10 protein-coding genes are annotated in these 16,046 nt (G+C 68.1%); 6 read left to right on the plus strand and 4 right to left on the minus strand.

Going from position 1 to position 16,046, the window contains the following annotated elements; all coding sequences use genetic code 11:
* Window positions 1-179 precede the first annotated feature (179 nt).
* The 5 genes from EBL84_RS10205 to EBL84_RS10225 all read left to right on the plus strand — a co-directional run bounded on the left by EBL84_RS10205 (window position 180) and on the right by EBL84_RS10225 (window position 5,594).
* On the plus strand, window positions 180-1,016 hold the full coding sequence (locus EBL84_RS10205; protein ID WP_005220989.1) for a pyruvate, water dikinase regulatory protein: 837 nt from the start codon (window positions 180-182) through the stop codon (window positions 1,014-1,016).
* A 229-nt stretch (window positions 1,017-1,245) separates the two neighbouring features.
* Window positions 1,246-2,340, plus strand: coding sequence for a Re/Si-specific NAD(P)(+) transhydrogenase subunit alpha (locus EBL84_RS10210; protein WP_123140715.1), 1,095 nt, complete (start codon window positions 1,246-1,248; stop codon window positions 2,338-2,340).
* A 44-nt stretch (window positions 2,341-2,384) separates the two neighbouring features.
* Entirely contained in the window at window positions 2,385-2,681 is a 297-nt protein-coding gene (locus EBL84_RS10215) for a proton-translocating transhydrogenase family protein (protein WP_005220991.1), read from the plus strand.
* Between the two features lie 13 nt (window positions 2,682-2,694).
* Window positions 2,695-4,098 carry an NAD(P)(+) transhydrogenase (Re/Si-specific) subunit beta gene (locus EBL84_RS10220; RefSeq protein WP_123140716.1) on the plus strand — a complete coding sequence of 468 codons (1,404 nt, stop codon included), beginning with the start codon at window positions 2,695-2,697 and terminating at the stop codon, window positions 4,096-4,098.
* Window positions 4,099-4,436: 338 nt separating this feature from the next.
* Complete coding sequence (locus tag EBL84_RS10225) at window positions 4,437-5,594, plus strand: AI-2E family transporter (protein ID WP_123140717.1); 1,158 nt, start codon at window positions 4,437-4,439, stop codon at window positions 5,592-5,594.
* 81 nt (window positions 5,595-5,675) lie between these two features.
* On the opposite strand, the gene ppsA is transcribed toward EBL84_RS10225, so the two are convergent.
* Window positions 5,676-8,051, minus strand: a complete 2,376-nt coding sequence (gene ppsA, locus EBL84_RS10230; RefSeq protein WP_123140718.1) for a phosphoenolpyruvate synthase — start codon at window positions 8,049-8,051, stop codon at window positions 5,676-5,678.
* A gap of 365 nt (window positions 8,052-8,416) precedes the next feature.
* On the opposite strand from ppsA, the gene EBL84_RS10235 reads away from it, so the two are divergent.
* Complete coding sequence (locus tag EBL84_RS10235; protein ID WP_123140719.1) at window positions 8,417-9,499, plus strand: hypothetical protein; 1,083 nt, start codon at window positions 8,417-8,419, stop codon at window positions 9,497-9,499.
* A gap of 244 nt (window positions 9,500-9,743) precedes the next feature.
* On the opposite strand, the gene lpdA is transcribed toward EBL84_RS10235, so the two are convergent.
* The 3 genes from lpdA to aceE all read right to left on the minus strand — a co-directional run bounded on the left by lpdA (window position 9,744) and on the right by aceE (window position 15,923).
* Window positions 9,744-11,435 carry a dihydrolipoyl dehydrogenase gene (gene lpdA, locus EBL84_RS10240; RefSeq protein ID WP_123140720.1) on the minus strand — a complete coding sequence of 564 codons (1,692 nt, stop codon included), beginning with the start codon at window positions 11,433-11,435 and terminating at the stop codon, window positions 9,744-9,746.
* A gap of 114 nt (window positions 11,436-11,549) precedes the next feature.
* The gene (gene aceF / locus EBL84_RS10245; protein WP_123140721.1) at window positions 11,550-13,238 is read right to left on the minus strand and encodes a dihydrolipoyllysine-residue acetyltransferase; all 1,689 of its coding nucleotides are present in this window, start codon (window positions 13,236-13,238) and stop codon (window positions 11,550-11,552) included.
* 30 nt (window positions 13,239-13,268) lie between these two features.
* Entirely contained in the window at window positions 13,269-15,923 is a 2,655-nt protein-coding gene (gene aceE, locus EBL84_RS10250) for a pyruvate dehydrogenase (acetyl-transferring), homodimeric type (protein ID WP_123140722.1), read from the minus strand.
* Window positions 15,924-16,046: the final 123 nt, after the last annotated feature.

Raw genomic sequence — 16,046 nt, forward strand, 5'->3', positions numbered from 1 at the left:
GCCGCAGTCTGCCCTCGATCGCTGGGCGTAGGGACGGGGCGGCAAGCGCGCGCCGTCGTTGCGGATACAGGCCCACTGGAGGCTGGCGGCTGATAGCTGGCGACTTTATGCGAGGATAGGGACAGTGGCCGGGTGTGCCCCGGTCGCGGGTGTCTTCCTCCCCGTCTGGAATCGAGTCTATGAACAGAACCGTCTTCTTCGTCTCCGAGAGCACCGGCATCACCGCCGAGACCCTTGGCCACAGCCTGCTGTCGCAGTTCGACACCGTCGACTTCGAGCAGGTCTACATGCCCTACATCAACACCGAGATGCGCGCCAAGGCGCTCACCCAGCGGATGCAGGAGGCGGCCGAGCGCGACGGGGTGCGACCGATCGTCTTCGCCACCATGCTCAACGACGAGATCCGCGACATCCTCAAGACCGGCAACTGCTTCTACATGGAGCTGTTCGAGGGCTTCGTCGAGCCGCTCTCGGCCGAACTCGGGGTCTCGCCGAGTCGCGAGTCCGGGCGCAGCCACGCCATCACCCGACCGAACTTCTACACCAAGCGGATCGAGGCGATCAATTTCGCCATGGCCAACGACGACGGCGTGCGCCCCGACAACCTGAGCCGCGCCGACGTGGTGCTGCTCGGCGTCTCGCGCTCGGGCAAGACCCCGATCTGTCTCTATCTGGCGATGCACTACGGGCTGCGTGCGGCCAACTACCCGATCACCGAGGAGGACTTCGAGCACGGCGACGTGCCCAAGCAGGTGTGGGACTGTCGCGACAAGCTGTTCGCGCTGATCATCGACCCCCAGCGCCTGCAGCTGATCCGCGAGGAGCGTCGCCCCGGCAGTCCCTATGCCTCGCTGTCGAAGTGCCAGCAGGATCTGCGTCAGGCGCAGCAGATCTTCCGCCGTCTCCAGGTGCCGGTGATCAACACCACCAGCCAGTCGATCGAGGAGGTCTCGGCGCAGATCATCAAGAGCTTCAAGGAAAACCAGGAGCGACCGCTGGCGCTACGGGTACGCTGAGCGCGTGGGCGGGCCACGCCCGCCCGATCCCGTTTGGGTGTTGAATAAGCATTTAAAGATATTTTAAATTGCCGATTAACCCCTGATCCGAACAGGGTTTCGACCGCCGCTGTCGAGACGCGCGTGCCGGCTGACCGGCGCGGTTGCGGGCTGCTTTGGCGGTCCTGATAATGACTTGCAGGCACGACCATGCACGTGTCGAGACGAGGACGAGAAGGGACAGACGCGAATGAAGATAGGCATTCCCATGGAGCGCCGTCCCGGCGAGGCCCGCGTGGCCTCGACCCCGGAGGTGGTGCGCAAGCTGGTGGCCAAGGGCCTGGAGGTCTGGGTCGAGGAGGGCGCCGGTGCGCGCGCCGGTTACCCCGATGCGGACTATGCCGAGGCCGGTGCGAGCCTCGGCGCGCGCGAGACGGTCTACGACGCCGACCTGGTGCTCAAGGTGCGCCGCCCCGAGCCCGATGAGGTCGCGCTGATGCGCCGCGGCGCGCGTTATCTCGGCTTTCTGGAGAGTTGCGGCGAGGACGACCTGCTGGCGGCGATGCAGGCGCGCGAGCTGCTGGTCTTCCCGCTCGAGCGGATGCCGCGCACCTCGCGCGCGCAGTCGATGGACGCGCTCTCCTCGCAGAGCAGCATCGCCGGCTATCGCGCCACCCTCGAGGCGGCGAGCCGCTACGGGCGCTTCTTCCCGATGATGATGACCTCGGCCGGCTCGGCCAAGCCGGCGCGGCTGGTGGTGCTCGGCGCCGGGGTCGCGGGGCTGCAGGCGATCGCCACCGCACGGCGGCTCGGCGCCGATGTCCACGCCTATGACGTGCGCCCCGAGACCCACGAACAGATCCGCTCGCTCGGCGCGCGCCCGATCGAGCTCGATCTCGGCGAGAGCGGCGCCGGCGAGGGCGGCTACGCCCGCGAACTCTCCGACGAGGCCAAGGCCCGCCAGCAGGCCGCGCTCGCCGACGAGCTGGCGCGCGCCCAGGTGATCATCACCACCGCGCAGATCCCCTGTCGCCAGGCCCCCATGCTGATCCCGGAGACGGTGGTCGAGCGCATGCGCCCGGGCTCGGTGATCGTCGATCTGGCCGCCGCCAGTGGCGGCAACTGCCCGCTCACCGTCGCCGACGAGGTCGTCGAGCGTCACGGCGTCACCCTGGTCGGGCTGACCAACTACCCGGCACTGCTCGCCGCCGACGCCAGCGCCTTCTACGCGCGCAACCTCGCCAACCTGCTCGAGCTGATGATCGAGACCGGGGCGTCCGGACCCCAGCTCAGGGACCCGGCGGACGACGAGATCACCGCCGCGATGGTGGCGCGCGCCGACTGAGCGCGCGCCCGCCATCCGTCCATCCATTGCCAACGGAGAGACTCATGCCCGAGTTGCTCGATCCAACCATCATCGCGCTCTATGTCTTCATCCTCGCCTGCTTCATCGGCTACTGGGTGGTGTGGGGCGTGACCCCCTCGCTGCACACCCCGCTGGTGGCGCTCACCAACGCCATCTCCGGCATCGTGCTGATCGGCGCGCTGCTGGTCGCCGGTGACCCCGAGGCCGGGCTGCTGACCCAGTTGCTCGGTTTCCTCGCGGTGCTGCTCGCCTCGATCAACGTCTTCGGCGGCTTCCTGGTGACGCACCGCATGCTCTCCATGTTCAAGAAGAAGCGATAGGGACGGCATTTCGATGGAGCTTTCAGTCAATCATCAGGCGCTGGCCTATCTCGCCGCGGCCGTCCTCTTCATCCTCGGGCTCAAGGGGCTGACCCACCCGGCCACCGCGCGACGCGGCAACCTCTACGCCATGCTCGGCATGGTGATCGCCATCGCCGCCACCCTGCTCGGCGCTCAGGTGCAGTCCTACGGCTTCATCATCGCCGGCATCGCCATCGGCGCGGTGATCGGCGCGGTGGTCGCGGTGCGTATCCAGATGACCGCGATGCCGCAGCTGGTCGCGGCGCTGCACAGCTTCGTCGGCATGGCCGCGGTGCTGGTCGGCATTGGCACCTTCCTCGAGCGCAGCGCCAGCGGCGGGCTCGACGCCCTGCTGATGAGCGAGATCTCGGCCGGGGTGGTGATCGGCGCGATCACCTTCACCGGTTCGGTGATCGCCTTCGGCAAGCTCCAGGGGCTGATCGGCGGCGCCCCGGTGCGCTTTGCCGGGCAGCATCTGCTCAATGCCCTGATCGCGCTGGCGACGGTGGCGCTGGCGGTGCACTTCGCGCTCACCGGCAGCCTGCTCTCGCTGCTGCTGATGACCCTGCTCGCGCTGCTGCTCGGTTTCACGCTGATCATCCCCATCGGCGGCGCCGACATGCCGGTGATCATCTCGATGCTCAACAGCTACTCCGGCTGGGCGGCGGCGGCCACCGGCTTCACCCTGCACAACAACCTGCTGATCATCGTCGGTGCGCTGGTCGGCTGCTCCGGCGCCATCCTCTCCTTCATCATGTGCCGGGCGATGAACCGCTCGATCCTCAACGTCGTCTTCGGCGGTTTCGGCAGCAGCGGCGGTGGCGGCGGCGAGAGCGCCGGCGCCCAGGCCGCCGAGCGCGGGGTCAAGTCGGCGGCGGTCGAGGACGCCGTCTACTGGATGGAGGACGCCGCGCGGGTGATCGTGGTGCCCGGTTACGGCATGGCCGTCGCCCAGGCCCAGCACGCGCTCAAGGAGCTGATGCAGCAGCTCGAGGGGCGCGGGGTGGAGGTGCGCTTTGCCATCCACCCGGTCGCCGGGCGGATGCCGGGGCACATGAACGTGCTGCTCGCCGAAGCGGACATCCCCTACGAAAACGTCCAGGAGATGGACGAGATCAACCCCGACTTCCCCGGCACCGACGTGGTGCTGGTGGTCGGCGCCAACGATGTGGTCAACCCCGCCGCGCGCGAGGACGCCTCCAGCCCGATCTACGGCATGCCGATCCTCGAGGCCGGTCGCGCGCGCCAGGTCTACTTCCTCAAGCGCTCGATGCGTCCCGGCTACTCCGGCGTCGACAACCTGCTCTTCTACCAGGACAACACCTCGCTGATCTTCGGCGACGCCAAGGACACCATCGAGGCGATCAACGCCGCGCTCAAGGGCGGCGGGCACTGAGACCCCGGCAGGGTCGCCCGGGCCCCGTGCGGGGCCCGGGTGCCCGCTTCGAACAGGTCGGGTCGGCCGAGACTGATCTGGCGCGGCTGGTCGTCTACTCTGGCTCGCCTCACTGTTCGATGGCGGGGTTGCTGTCGGGTCGGTTGTGTCTCTCTGCGCCAGTCTTGTCTGCCCCGTGTGATTCGCGCCAACGTCCTCGACTGCATCCGTTAACCCCGAGCGGCTATGCTGTGCGCTCACGGGGCGGGGTGCGTGGCCGGGGAGGGCGCGTATCCTGTTGATCCCGTCCCCTTCGATGTCGCGCGCTTTGGCGCGGCGACTGCAAGACGAGAGCGAAGATGAATCAAGATTACGTCAACAAGACCGTGGTGCTGTTGCTGGCGCTGGGGATCTCGGCGCTGTTCCTGACGATGATCCAGCCCTTTCTGATGGCGCTGTTCCTCGCCGGGCTGTTCAGCGCGCTGGCCAGGCCGCTGTTTCTGAGGTTGCAGACGCGCTTCTCCGGGCGGCGTCATCTGGCCTCGATGACGACCCTGCTGATCATGGCGGTGGTGGTGCTGATCCCGCTCGGGGTGCTGTTCTGGGTGCTGTTGGCGCAGGCGCTCGATGTCAGCCACGCCATCGGCGAGTGGTTCAAGGGCTCGCTGCAGGACCCCGGCGTGCTCGCCGATCATCTGCACCGCCTGCCCTTCTACGATCAGCTGATGGTCTACGAGGACGAGATCCTCGGCCAGCTCGGCAATGCCACCACCGCGCTCAGCAAGCTGCTGGTGGAGTGGGTCTCGGGGGTGACGCTGGGGACGGCGAACTTCGTCTTCATGACCTTCGTGCTGCTCTACAGCATGTACTTCCTGCAGATGGACGGGTCCAAGCTGATCGAGCGCATCCTCTACTACCTGCCGCTCAAGACCAGCGACGAGCGGGTGATGCTGGAGAAGTTCACCTCGGTGACCCGCGCCACGCTCAAGGGCTCGCTGCTGATCGGGTTGTTGCAGGGGACGCTCGCGGGGATCGCCTTCGCCGTCGCCGGCATCGACAACGCGGTGTTCTGGGGCACGGTGATGGCGGTGCTGTCGGTGATCCCCAACGTCGGCGCGGCGCTGGTGTGGGCGCCGGCGGTGGCGATCCTGGTGGTGCAGGGCGATGTGGTGACCGGGGTGACGCTGGGGCTGTTCTGCGGCCTGGTGGTCGGCTCGCTCGACAACCTGCTGCGCCCGGTGCTGGTCGGCAAGGATACCAAGATGCACGAGCTGATGATCTTCTTCGGCACCCTCGGCGGCATCTTCATGTTCGGGCTGGCGGGGATCTTCATCGGCCCGGTGGTGGCCTCGCTGTTCATCTCGGTGTGGGAGATGTACGGGGTCGAGTTCGCCGAGGTGCTGCCCGACGTCGAGGAGGTGCTGGAGGGCATCGACCTGATCGAGGAGCCGCCGACCGCCCCCGAGCCCGCGCCGAGCGAGACAGGCGGCGATCAGGACGACGCCGCAGGGCGCTGAACGGGCATGAAAAAACCCCGGCCGCCGTGGCGGTCCGGGGTTCGTTGCGACCGGCGCCGCGGCGCCGGTGCGGGGTCGACCTCAGAGGGTCTTGGCCTGTTCGGCCAGGTAGAGCCAGGTGTCGATCACGGTGTCGGGGTTGAGCGAGATGCTGCTGATCCCCTGCTTGAGCAGCCAGTCGGCGAAGTCCTTGTGGTCCGACGGGCCCTGGCCGCAGATGCCGACGTACTTGCCCTTGGCGCGGCAGGCGGCGATCGACATGGCGAGCATCTTCTTCACCGCCGGGTCGCGCTCGTCGAAGTAGTCGGCGACCAGACCGGAGTCGCGGTCGAGCCCCAGGGTGAGCTGGGTCATGTCGTTGGAGCCGATCGAGAAGCCGTCGAAGTACTCGAGGAACTCGTCGGCCAGCACCGCGTTGGAGGGCAGCTCGCACATCATGATCAGGCGCAGCCCGTTCTTGCCGCGCTCCAGACCCTGGGCGGCGAGCGCCTCGCTGACCGCCTTGGCCTGACCGAGGGTGCGCACGAACGGGATCATGATCTCGACATTGGTCAGGCCCATGTCGTCACGCACCCGCTTGAGCGCCTCGCACTCCATCTCGAAGCACTCGCGGAAGTGATCGGCGACGTAGCGCCCGGCGCCACGGAAGCCGATCATCGGGTTCTCTTCCTCGGGCTCGTAGCGCGGACCGGCGATGAGGTTGGCGTACTCGTTGGACTTGAAGTCCGACATGCGCACGATCACCGAGTTGGGCGCGAAGGCCGCGGCGAGGGTGGAGATGCCCTCGGCGAGCTTGGCGACGTAGAACTCGCGCGGGCTGTCGTAGGCGGCGATGCGCGGGGCGATCTGGGCGCGCAGCTCCTCGGGCAGCTGGTCGTACTCGAGCAGCGCCTTGGGGTGGATGCCGATCATGTTGTTGATGATGAACTCGAGTCGCGCCAGACCGATACCCGCGTTGGGGGTGGCGGCGAAGGCGAAGGCCCGGTCGGGGTTGCCGACGTTCATCATGATCTTGACCGGGATCTCTGGCATGGCCGAGAGCTCGATGCGCTTGTGCTCGAACGCCAGCTTGCCGTTGTAGATGAAGCCGGTGTCGCCCTCGGCGCAGCTGACGGTCACCGCCTGGCCGTCCTTGACCACATCGGTGGCGTTGTTGCAGCCGACCACCGCGGGGACGCCCAGCTCGCGGGCGATGATGGCGGCGTGGCAGGTGCGCCCGCCACGGTTGGTGACGATGGCCGCGGCGCGCTTCATCACCGGCTCCCAGTCGGGGTCGGTCATGTCGGTGATGAGCACATCACCGGGCTCGACACGGTGCATGTCGGCGATGCTGTTGACGATCTTGGCAGCACCCGCGCCGATGCGGTTGCCGATGCTGCGTCCGGTGGTGAGCACCTCGCCCTTCTCTTGCAGGGTGTAGCGCTCGATGACGTTGCCCGAGCGGCTCTGCACCGTCTCGGGACGGGCCTGGACGACGTAGAGACGCCCGTCGATACCGTCCTTCGCCCACTCGATGTCCATCGGGCGGCCGTAGTGGCGCTCGATCAGCAGCGCCTGCTTGGCCAGCGCCTCGACCTCGGCATCGCTGATGCTGAAGCGTTGCTGGTCGGCCTCGGGCACCGGCTCGGTGCGCACCAGCTGGTCGCTGTCGGCGTCGCTGTAGACCATGCGCACGGCCTTGTCGCCGACGCTGCGACGCAGGATCGCCGGGCGACCGGCCTCGAGGGTCGGCTTGTGGACGTAGAACTCGTCGGGGTTGACCGCGCCCTGCACCACCATCTCGCCGAGACCGTAGCTGGCGGTGATGAACACCGCGTCGCGGAAGCCGGACTCGGTGTCGAGGGTGAACATCACGCCGGAGGCGGCGAGGTCACTGCGCACCATACGCTGGATGCCGGCCGAGAGCGCGACGTTGTGGTGCTCGAAGCCCTGGTGGACACGGTAGGAGATGGCGCGGTCGTTGAACAGGGAGGCGAAGACCTCCTTGATCCGATGCTTGATGCTGTCGAGGCCCTGGACGTTGAGGAAGGTCTCCTGCTGTCCGGCGAAGGAGGCATCGGGCAGGTCCTCGGCGGTGGCCGAGGAACGCACCGCCCAGGACACCGCATCGCTGCCGGCCTCTTCGACCAGCTTGGCGTAGGCGGCGTCGATGGCCGACTCCAGCCCCTCGGGGAAGGGCTGCTCCATCACCCAACCGCGGATGCGCGGGCCGACCTCGGCGAGGGCGGCGACATCGTCGACGTCGAGCGCGTCGAGCGCCTCCCGGATGCGCGCATCCAGCCCGTCCTTGGCGAGGAACTCGCGATAGGCCTCGGCTGTGGTGGCAAATCCGCCCGGCACCTGGACACCGACATCGGTCAGGTTCTGGATCATCTCGCCCAGGGAGGCGTTCTTGCCACCGACGATGGGCACGTCATCCATCCCGAGGTCGCTCAGCCAGCGGACGTAGTCGGTCATTGTGTTCTTTCTCCGGTCTTAGAGGTTGCGCCGCCCGGGCGTTGGCCGGGCGGTCGCGGTTCGTTGCGAGGTGAACGATAAAGCGGGCACGACCCACAGATGACGGCAGGTTTGATCGATCAGCCCCAGAAGAATCATAGGAATATAACGTATCGCCCGCATGACCGTCCCGGCGCTCAGTCAATAGTAAGTATTGTCTGAGTCAAGCCTTGATCGGCCCGTCACCCCGCGCCGCGGCTCTCTGGGCTGGGTGATTCTCCCTTGAACCCTTGCGCCTATTCAGGCAGCCTAGGCAGGCTATACAAACACTCATCGCATGTTGTCGCCCCTGACATCCTGCACGTTCACGAAAGAGGACCAGTTTGATGAATGAGAGCGCGACCCGGCTCGCGAAGGCGAGGGAATCTTTAGAAACGGTCGACATTGGGAAGATACTCGTCTGGGCAGTGGGTATCGCCGTGATCTGCGGCGGTATCTATGTCGCCGTCGCGGAGAAGCGTGCGGAGAACCGGGTTGAGCCCTCTCCGGTTGAGGTGGCCGAGCATCTTGCCCCGATCGGCAGTGTGAAGCTCACCCCCGCGCCCGAGCCGGCCCCGGCGCCTGCCGCCCCGGCTGAAGAGGTCGCGGCGCCGGCCGAGGCTGCAGCGGTTGAAACGACCGCTGCCGCCGAGGAGGCCCCGGCTGCCGAGGCTGCGCCCGAGGTTGCCGAGGAGGCTGCCCCGGCCGAGGAGAGCGCCCCGGCTGAGCCGGCGGTGATCTCGAAGCCACGTCCGGCCTGGATGGAGCACATGGCTCCGCTCAAGCCGAAGGCCGAGGAGCCTGCTGCTGCTGAGCCTGCCGTCGCCGAGGCCGCCGAGGAGAGCGCCGCACCGGCCGAGGCAGAGGCTGCCGAGCCTGCCGTCGTCGAGGCCGCCGAGGAGGCGCCTGTCGCCGCTGAGGAGACCGCCGCACCGGCTGAGGCCGAGGCTGCCGAGCCTGCCGTCGTCGAGGCCGCCGAGGAGGCGCCTGTCGCCGCCGAGGAGACCGCTGCACCGACTGAGGCAGAGGCTGCCGAGCCTGCCGTCGTCGAGGCCGCCGAGGAGGCGCCTGTCGCCGCTGAGGAGGAGAGCGCTGCACCGGCTGAGGCCGAGGCTGCTGAGCCTGCCGTCGCCGAGGCCACCGAGGAGGCGCCTGTCGCCGCTGAGGAGGAGAGCGCTGCACCGGCCGAGGCAGAGGCTGCCGAGCCTGCCGTCGTCGAGGCCACCGAGGAGGCGCCTGTCGCCGCTGAGGAGACCGCTGCACCGGCCGAGGCAGAGGCTGCCGAGCCTGCCGTTGCCGAGACCGCCGAGGAAGCGCCTGTCGCTGCTGAGGAGGCCGCTGCCGAGCCGGTCGCCGAGGAGCCTGCGCCTGCCGCCAAGCCGATCAACAAGCCGATGCCGGCCTGGATGATCCACTTCCAGTCGCGTTGATCCCCGCCGTCGTCGGACCGTCCGTCTGGTCGGTCCGATGGCACTTCGATCAGGCCGTCCCCCCGATGGCCTGATCGCCTCTCGAACAAGACCCTATCGATCCGTCGATACCGACGTGCACGATTCGTCGGGCGTGTTCGCGTGCCCGACAGATGCATGCGCCGGCGACGTCATGCGGTGTTGCTTGTCCTGGGTTGGGGGAGATCGCGCGCCGCGCACCCTGATGGCCGCGACGCGCGTCGGCTCAACGCTTCTTCGGCGGGAGCAGGTCGGTGATCGAGCCGTGCGCCATCTCGGCGGCCAGCCCGATGGTCTCGTTGAGCGTCGGATGGGGGTGGATGGTGAGGGCGATGTCCTCCATGTCGGCGCCCATCTCGAGCGCGAGCACCGCCTCGCCGATCAGCTCACCGGCGTTGGGACCGACGATCCCGGCGCCGAGGATGCGCTTGGTCTCGGGGTCGAACAGCAGCTTGGTCATGCCCTCGGTGCGATGGATGCCGAGCGCACGACCGCTCGCCGCCCAGGGGAAGACCCCCTTCTCGTAGGCGATACCCTCGGCCTTGGCCTTGGTCTCGGTCAGGCCCATCCAGGCGACCTCGGGGTCGGTATAGGCCACCGAGGGGATGGTGAGCGGGTCGAACAGCGCCGGCTGGCCGGCGATCACCTCGGCGGCGACCTTGGCCTCGTGGGTGGCCTTGTGGGCGAGCATCGGGCCGCCGACCACATCGCCGATGGCATGGATGTGCGGCACATTGGTGCGCATGTGCTGATCGACCTTGATGAAGCCGTGCTGGTCGACCTCGACGCCCGCCGCCTCGGCGTCGATCAGCGCGCCATTGGGGCGCCGACCGACGGCGACCAGCACCTTGTCGTAGGTCTCCTCGCCGTCGTGCTTGCCCTCGAAGCGGACCTGGATGCCGTCATCGGCGGCGGTCATCGCCGCGACCTTGGTCTCGAGCATCAGCTTGCGATAGCGCTTCTTGGCGACCTTCTCGAAGCTGCGCACGAGATCGGCGTCGCATCCCGGCATCAGCTGCGACTGCAGCTCGACCACGTCGATCTCGGTGCCGAGCGCGGCGTAGACGGTGGCCATCTCCAGTCCGATGATGCCGCCGCCGACGATCAGCATCCGCTCGGGGATGTCGCGGATCTCGAGCGCGTCGGTCGAGTCCATCACCCGCGGGTCGTCGTGCGGGAAGCCGGGGATGGTCATCGGCGAGGAGCCGCAGGCGATGATGCAGTGATCGAAGCGCACGCGTCGCTCGCCCTCGGCGGTGTCGACGACGATGCGGTTGGGGCCGCTGAAGCGGCCCGTGCCCTGGATGACCTCGACGCCGCGCTGCTTGGCCATGCCGGCCAGTCCGCTGGTGAGCTTGGCCACCACCTTGTCCTTGCCGGTGCGCATCTTGTCGAGATCGATCTCGGGTGCGGCGAAGGTCACGCCCATGGCGCCGAGTTCCTTGGCCTCGTTGATGATCGCGGCGGTGTGCAGCAGCGCCTTGGAGGGGATGCAGCCGACGTTGAGACAGACCCCGCCGAGGGTCGCGTGACGCTCGATCAGGGTGACGCGCTTGCCCAGGTCGGCGGCGCGGAAGGCGGCGCTGTAGCCGCCGGGGCCGGCACCCAGCACCACCACCTCGGTGACCTGCTCAGCGGGGTCCGTAGTGGTGTCTGGAGCCGGCTCAGTGCCTGCCGCCAGCGGCGCCAGGGTCAGGATGGTGGCGCCCTGCGAGACCCGGTCACCGACGCCGAGATGGATCTCCTGGACACGTCCGGCGGCGGGGGCGGGGATCTCCATGGTGGCCTTCTCGCTCTCCAGGGTGATCAGCGAGGTCTCCTGCTGCACGCTGTCGCCAGGGGCGACCAGGACCTCGATGACCTCCACATCCTTGAAATCCCCGATGTCCGGGACCGTGACCTTGATGGTGTCGCTCATAGTGTGCTTGCTTCTCGATGGGCCGCGATGGGCGCTCTATGGGTGGTCGGGTTCGGCGCCTCATCCTATACGATCCCGGGGGCCAGGCGAAGGCTGACCCCGAGGATCAGGGGGTCATAGCAGCAACTCGCGGATGTCGCCGAGCAGGTCGCCGAGCAGGGTGGTGAAGCGGGCCGCATCGGCGCCGTCGACCACCCGGTGGTCGTAGGAGAGCGAGAGCGGCAGCAGCAGGCGGGGGACGAAGCGCTCGCCGTCCCACACCGGTCGGGTGGCGGCGCGGGAGACGCCGAGGATGGCCACCTCCGGGGCGTTGACGATGGGGGTGAAGGCGGTGCCGCCGATGCCTCCGAGGCTGGAGATGGTGAAGCAGCCGCCCTGCATCTCGTCGGGGCGCAGTCGTTGGGCGCGGGCGCGGGCGCCGAGATCGGCCAGCTCGCCGGCGAGGGTGCGCAGCCCCTTGCGATCGACGTCGCGCACCACCGGCACCATCAGCCCGTTGGGGGTGTCGACGGCCACGCCGATATGGGTGTAGTGCTTGTGGATGAGGTGCTCGCCGTCGGCGTCGAGCGAGGCCTTGAGCAGCGGCATCCGGGTCAGCGCGGTGGCCACCGCCTTGAGCAGGAAGGGGATCAGGGTGAGCCTGACCGAGGCGTCGTCGGGGTCGGTCTTGTGGGCGGCGCGGAAGGCCTCGAGCTCGGTGATGTCGGCCTCGTCGAACTGGGTGACGTGAGGGATGCCGGTCCAGCTCTGGTGCAGGTGGCGCGCGCTGATCCTGCGGATGCGTCCGAGTTCGACCCGCTCGACGGGGCCGAACCGGCCGTGGTCGATCGCCGGCGCCGGCGTCGCAGCGACCGTCGCCGGCGAGGCGGTGGAGTGGCTGGACGGCTCGGCGATGGTGAGGCTGCGCTTGACGAAGGCGCGTACGTCCTCCTTGAGTACGCGCCCCTTGGGACCTGTCCCCTTGACCACGTCGAGATCGACGCCGAGTTCGCGGGCGAAGCGCCGCACCGCCGGGCTGGCGTGGGCCTTGCGCCCCCGGGCGATCGCGGCGACGTCCTCGGGGCGTGGCAGCACCGGGGCCTTGCGCGGCGCCGTCTCGCCCGGCTGCGGCGCGGTGGTGGGCGCGGCTGGTGGCGTGTTGTCGGCGTTTGGGCGCGTCGGCTCGGGCGTTGCGGGCGCGTCGGTCTCGGCGGGGGCATCGGCGCGCAGCATCAGGATCAGGTCGCCGGTGTTGAGGGTATCACCGACGGCGACCGCCAGCTCGCTGACCACCCCGGCGGCGGGGGCGGGGATCTCCATGGTCGCCTTGTCGCTCTCCAGGGTGAGCAGCGACTGGTCGAGCTCGACCCGGTCGCCGGGCGCGACCAGCACCTCGATCACCGGGATCTCGGAGAAGTCGCCGATGTCGGGCAGCAGCACCGCGGTGTCCTCGGTCGCCGTTGCCGTGGGTGGCGTGCCCGTGACCGGTTCCCGTGCCGCTGGCGCGTCCTCTGGCGCGGGGGTGGGCGGTGCTGCCTCGCGCGCAGGCTGTGGTGCGGCGGTGGGCGTCTGCGCCGGGGTGTCGGTCGGGCGGATGCTGAGTAACGGCGCGCCCATGCTCACCCGGTCGCCGACGGCGACCTTGAGGCGCTCGACCACCCCGGCGCGCGGCGCCGGGATCTCGATCGTCGCCTTGTCGCTCTCCAGGGTGAGGATGGATTGCTCCGCCTCGATACGATCGCCGGGGGCGACCAGGATCTCGATGATCTCGACGTCGGTGAAGTCCCCGATGTCGGGCAACAGGATGTCTTCGACGGTGGCCACTCGATGTCCTCCAATGCTGTGCGGGCGGTCTCAGACCGTCGTCGGGTTGGGCTTCTCCGGGTCGATCCGGTAGCGTTCGATCGCCTCGCTGACCCGCGCCGGTGGGATGGTGCCGGCGTCGGCGAGGGCCTTGAGCGCGGCCAGCGCGACATAGTGGCGATTGACCTCGAAGAAGCGGCGCAGCTGGCTGCGGGTATCGCTGCGCCCGAAGCCATCGGTGCCGAGGGTGACATAGGCGCGCGGGACGTGCGGGCGGATCTGCTCGGCATAGGCGCGGATATAGTCGGTGGCGGCGATCACCGGTCCTTCGGTGGCGCCGAGCTGGGTCTCGACATAGCTGGTGCGCGGGGGCTGCTCGGGGTGGAGTCGGTTCCAGCGCTCGGCGTCGATACCGTCGCGGCGCAGTTCGTTGAAGCTGGTCACGCTCCACACGTCGGCGGCGATGTCGAAGTCGCGCGCCAGCAGCTCGGCGGCGGCGAGGGTCTCGCGGAGGATGGCGCCGGCGCCGAGCAGCTGTACCCGGTGCACGCCCTGCTCGACGACATGGACGCGATGCAGCCCCTTGAGGATGCCGGTCTCGGCGCCTTCGGACATCGGCGGCTGGACGTAGTTCTCGTTCATCGCGGTGATGTAGTAGAAGCGATCCTCCTGCGCCTGGTACATCCGTCGCATCCCGTCCTGCACGATCACCGCCAGCTCGTAGGCGTAGGCGGGGTCGTAGGTGATGCAGTTGGGGATGGTGGCGGCGAGCACCGGGCTGTGACCGTCCTGGTGCTGCAGCCCCTCGCCGGCGAGGGTGGTGCGCCCGGCGGTGCCGCCGATGAGGAAGCCGCGCGCGCGCATGTCGCCGGCGGCCCAGGCCAGATCGCCGATGCGCTGGAAGCCGAACATCGAGTAGTAGATGTAGAAGGGGATCATGCTCTGGCCGTGGTTGGCGTAGGCCGTGGCCGCGGCGATCCAGGAGGACATGGCGCCGGCCTCGTTGATCCCCTCCTGGAGGATCTGCCCCTGCTTGTCCTCGCGGTAGAACATCACCTGATCGGCGTCGACCGGCTCGTAGAGCTGCCCCTGCGAGGAGTAGATGCCGAGCTGGCGGAACATCCCCTCCATGCCGAAGGTGCGCGCCTCGTCGGGGACGATGGGGACGACATAACGGCCGATTCCGGGGTCGCGGATGATCAGGGTGAGCAGCCGCACGAAGGCCATGGTGGTCGACATCTCCTTCTCGCCGCTGCCCTGCAGCAGCGACTCGAAGCGCTCCAGCGGCGGGATCTCGAGCGCCGGGGCCTCGACCTTGCGCGCCGGCAGGTGGCCGCCGCGCTGGGCCTCGCGCTCGCGCAGATAGGCCATCTCGGGGCTGTCGTCGGCGGGTTTGTAGAAGGGCGCGGCACCGATCTGGTCGTCGGAGATGGGGATGTTGAAGCGATCGCGGAAGGCCTTGAGCGCGACCTCGCCCATCTTCTTCTGCGAGTGGGTGATGTTCATGCCTTCGCCGGCCACGCCCATGCCGTAGCCCTTGACCGTCTTGGCAAGGATCACGGTGGGCTTGCCGTTCGCCGTGGTCGCCGCGAGATAGGCGTTGTAGACCTTGATCGGGTCGTGTCCGCCGCGATTGAGTCGCCAGATGTCCTCGTCGGTCATGTTGGCGACCAGTTCCTTGAGCTCGGGATACTTGCCGAAGAAGTGCTCGCGGGTATAGGCGCCGCCCTTGGCCTTGTAGGCCTGATAGTCGCCGTCGACGCACTCCTCCATGCGCTTGAGCAGCAGGCCCTGCTTGTCGCGGGCGAACAGCGGGTCCCAGTAGCGCCCCCAGACCACCTTGATGACGTTCCAGCCGGCGCCACGGAACACCGCCTCCAGCTCCTGGATGATCTTGGCGTTGCCGCGCACCGGGCCGTCGAGTCGCTGCAGGTTGCAGTTGACCACGAACACCAGGTTGTCGAGGCGTTCGCGCGCGGCCAGCGAGATCGCGCCGAGCGACTCGGGTTCGTCCATCTCGCCGTCACCGAGGAAGGCCCAGACCTTGCGGTCGGCGCTGTCGATCAGGCCGCGATGGTCGAGATAGCGCATGAAGCGCGCCTGATAGATGGCCATCAGCGGTCCCAACCCCATGGAGACGGTGGGGAACTGCCAGAACTCGGGCATCAGCCAGGGGTGGGGGTAGGAGGGCAGGCCGTTGCCGTCGACCTCCTGGCGGAAGTTGTAGAGCTGATCCTCGCTGATCCGTCCCTCGAGGTAGGCGCGGGCATAGATGCCTGGGGCCGAGTGTCCCTGCAGGAACACCAGATCGCCGCCGTGCCGCTCGCTGCGCGCGCGCAGGAAGTGGTTGTAGGCGACATCGAGCAGGGTGGCCGAGGAGGCGAAGCTGGCGATGTGGCCGCCGAGTTCGGACGACAGCCGGTTGGCCTGGATCACCATCGCCATCGCGTTCCAGCGCACGAAGGAACGGATGCGCCGCTCCATCGCCAGGTCGCCGGGGAAGCGTTGCTCCTGGTGGACGGGGATGGTGTTGAGATAGGCGGTGTTGGCGCTGTAGGGCAGGTAGGCCCCGGAGCGGCGCGCCTTGTCGATCAGCCGCTCGAGCAGGAAGTGGGCGCGGTCGACCCCTTCGTTCTCGAACACGGCATCGAGCGCGTCGAGCCATTCCTGGGTTTCCTGGGGGTCGATATCGGGCTGCTTGGTCATGACGGTTCCCGGAAGAAGGTCCAATGCAATCGCACGAGCAGGGTCGCAGTATACTGACCTTTGCTAGAAATTAAATACTAATGATCCATTTTCTTAATATTAACGATCACTGATCGATTGTCC

Origin of the sequence: Marichromatium sp. AB31, assembly GCF_003718685.1 — a bacterium.
GTDB lineage: Bacteria > Pseudomonadota > Gammaproteobacteria > Chromatiales > Chromatiaceae > Marichromatium > Marichromatium gracile.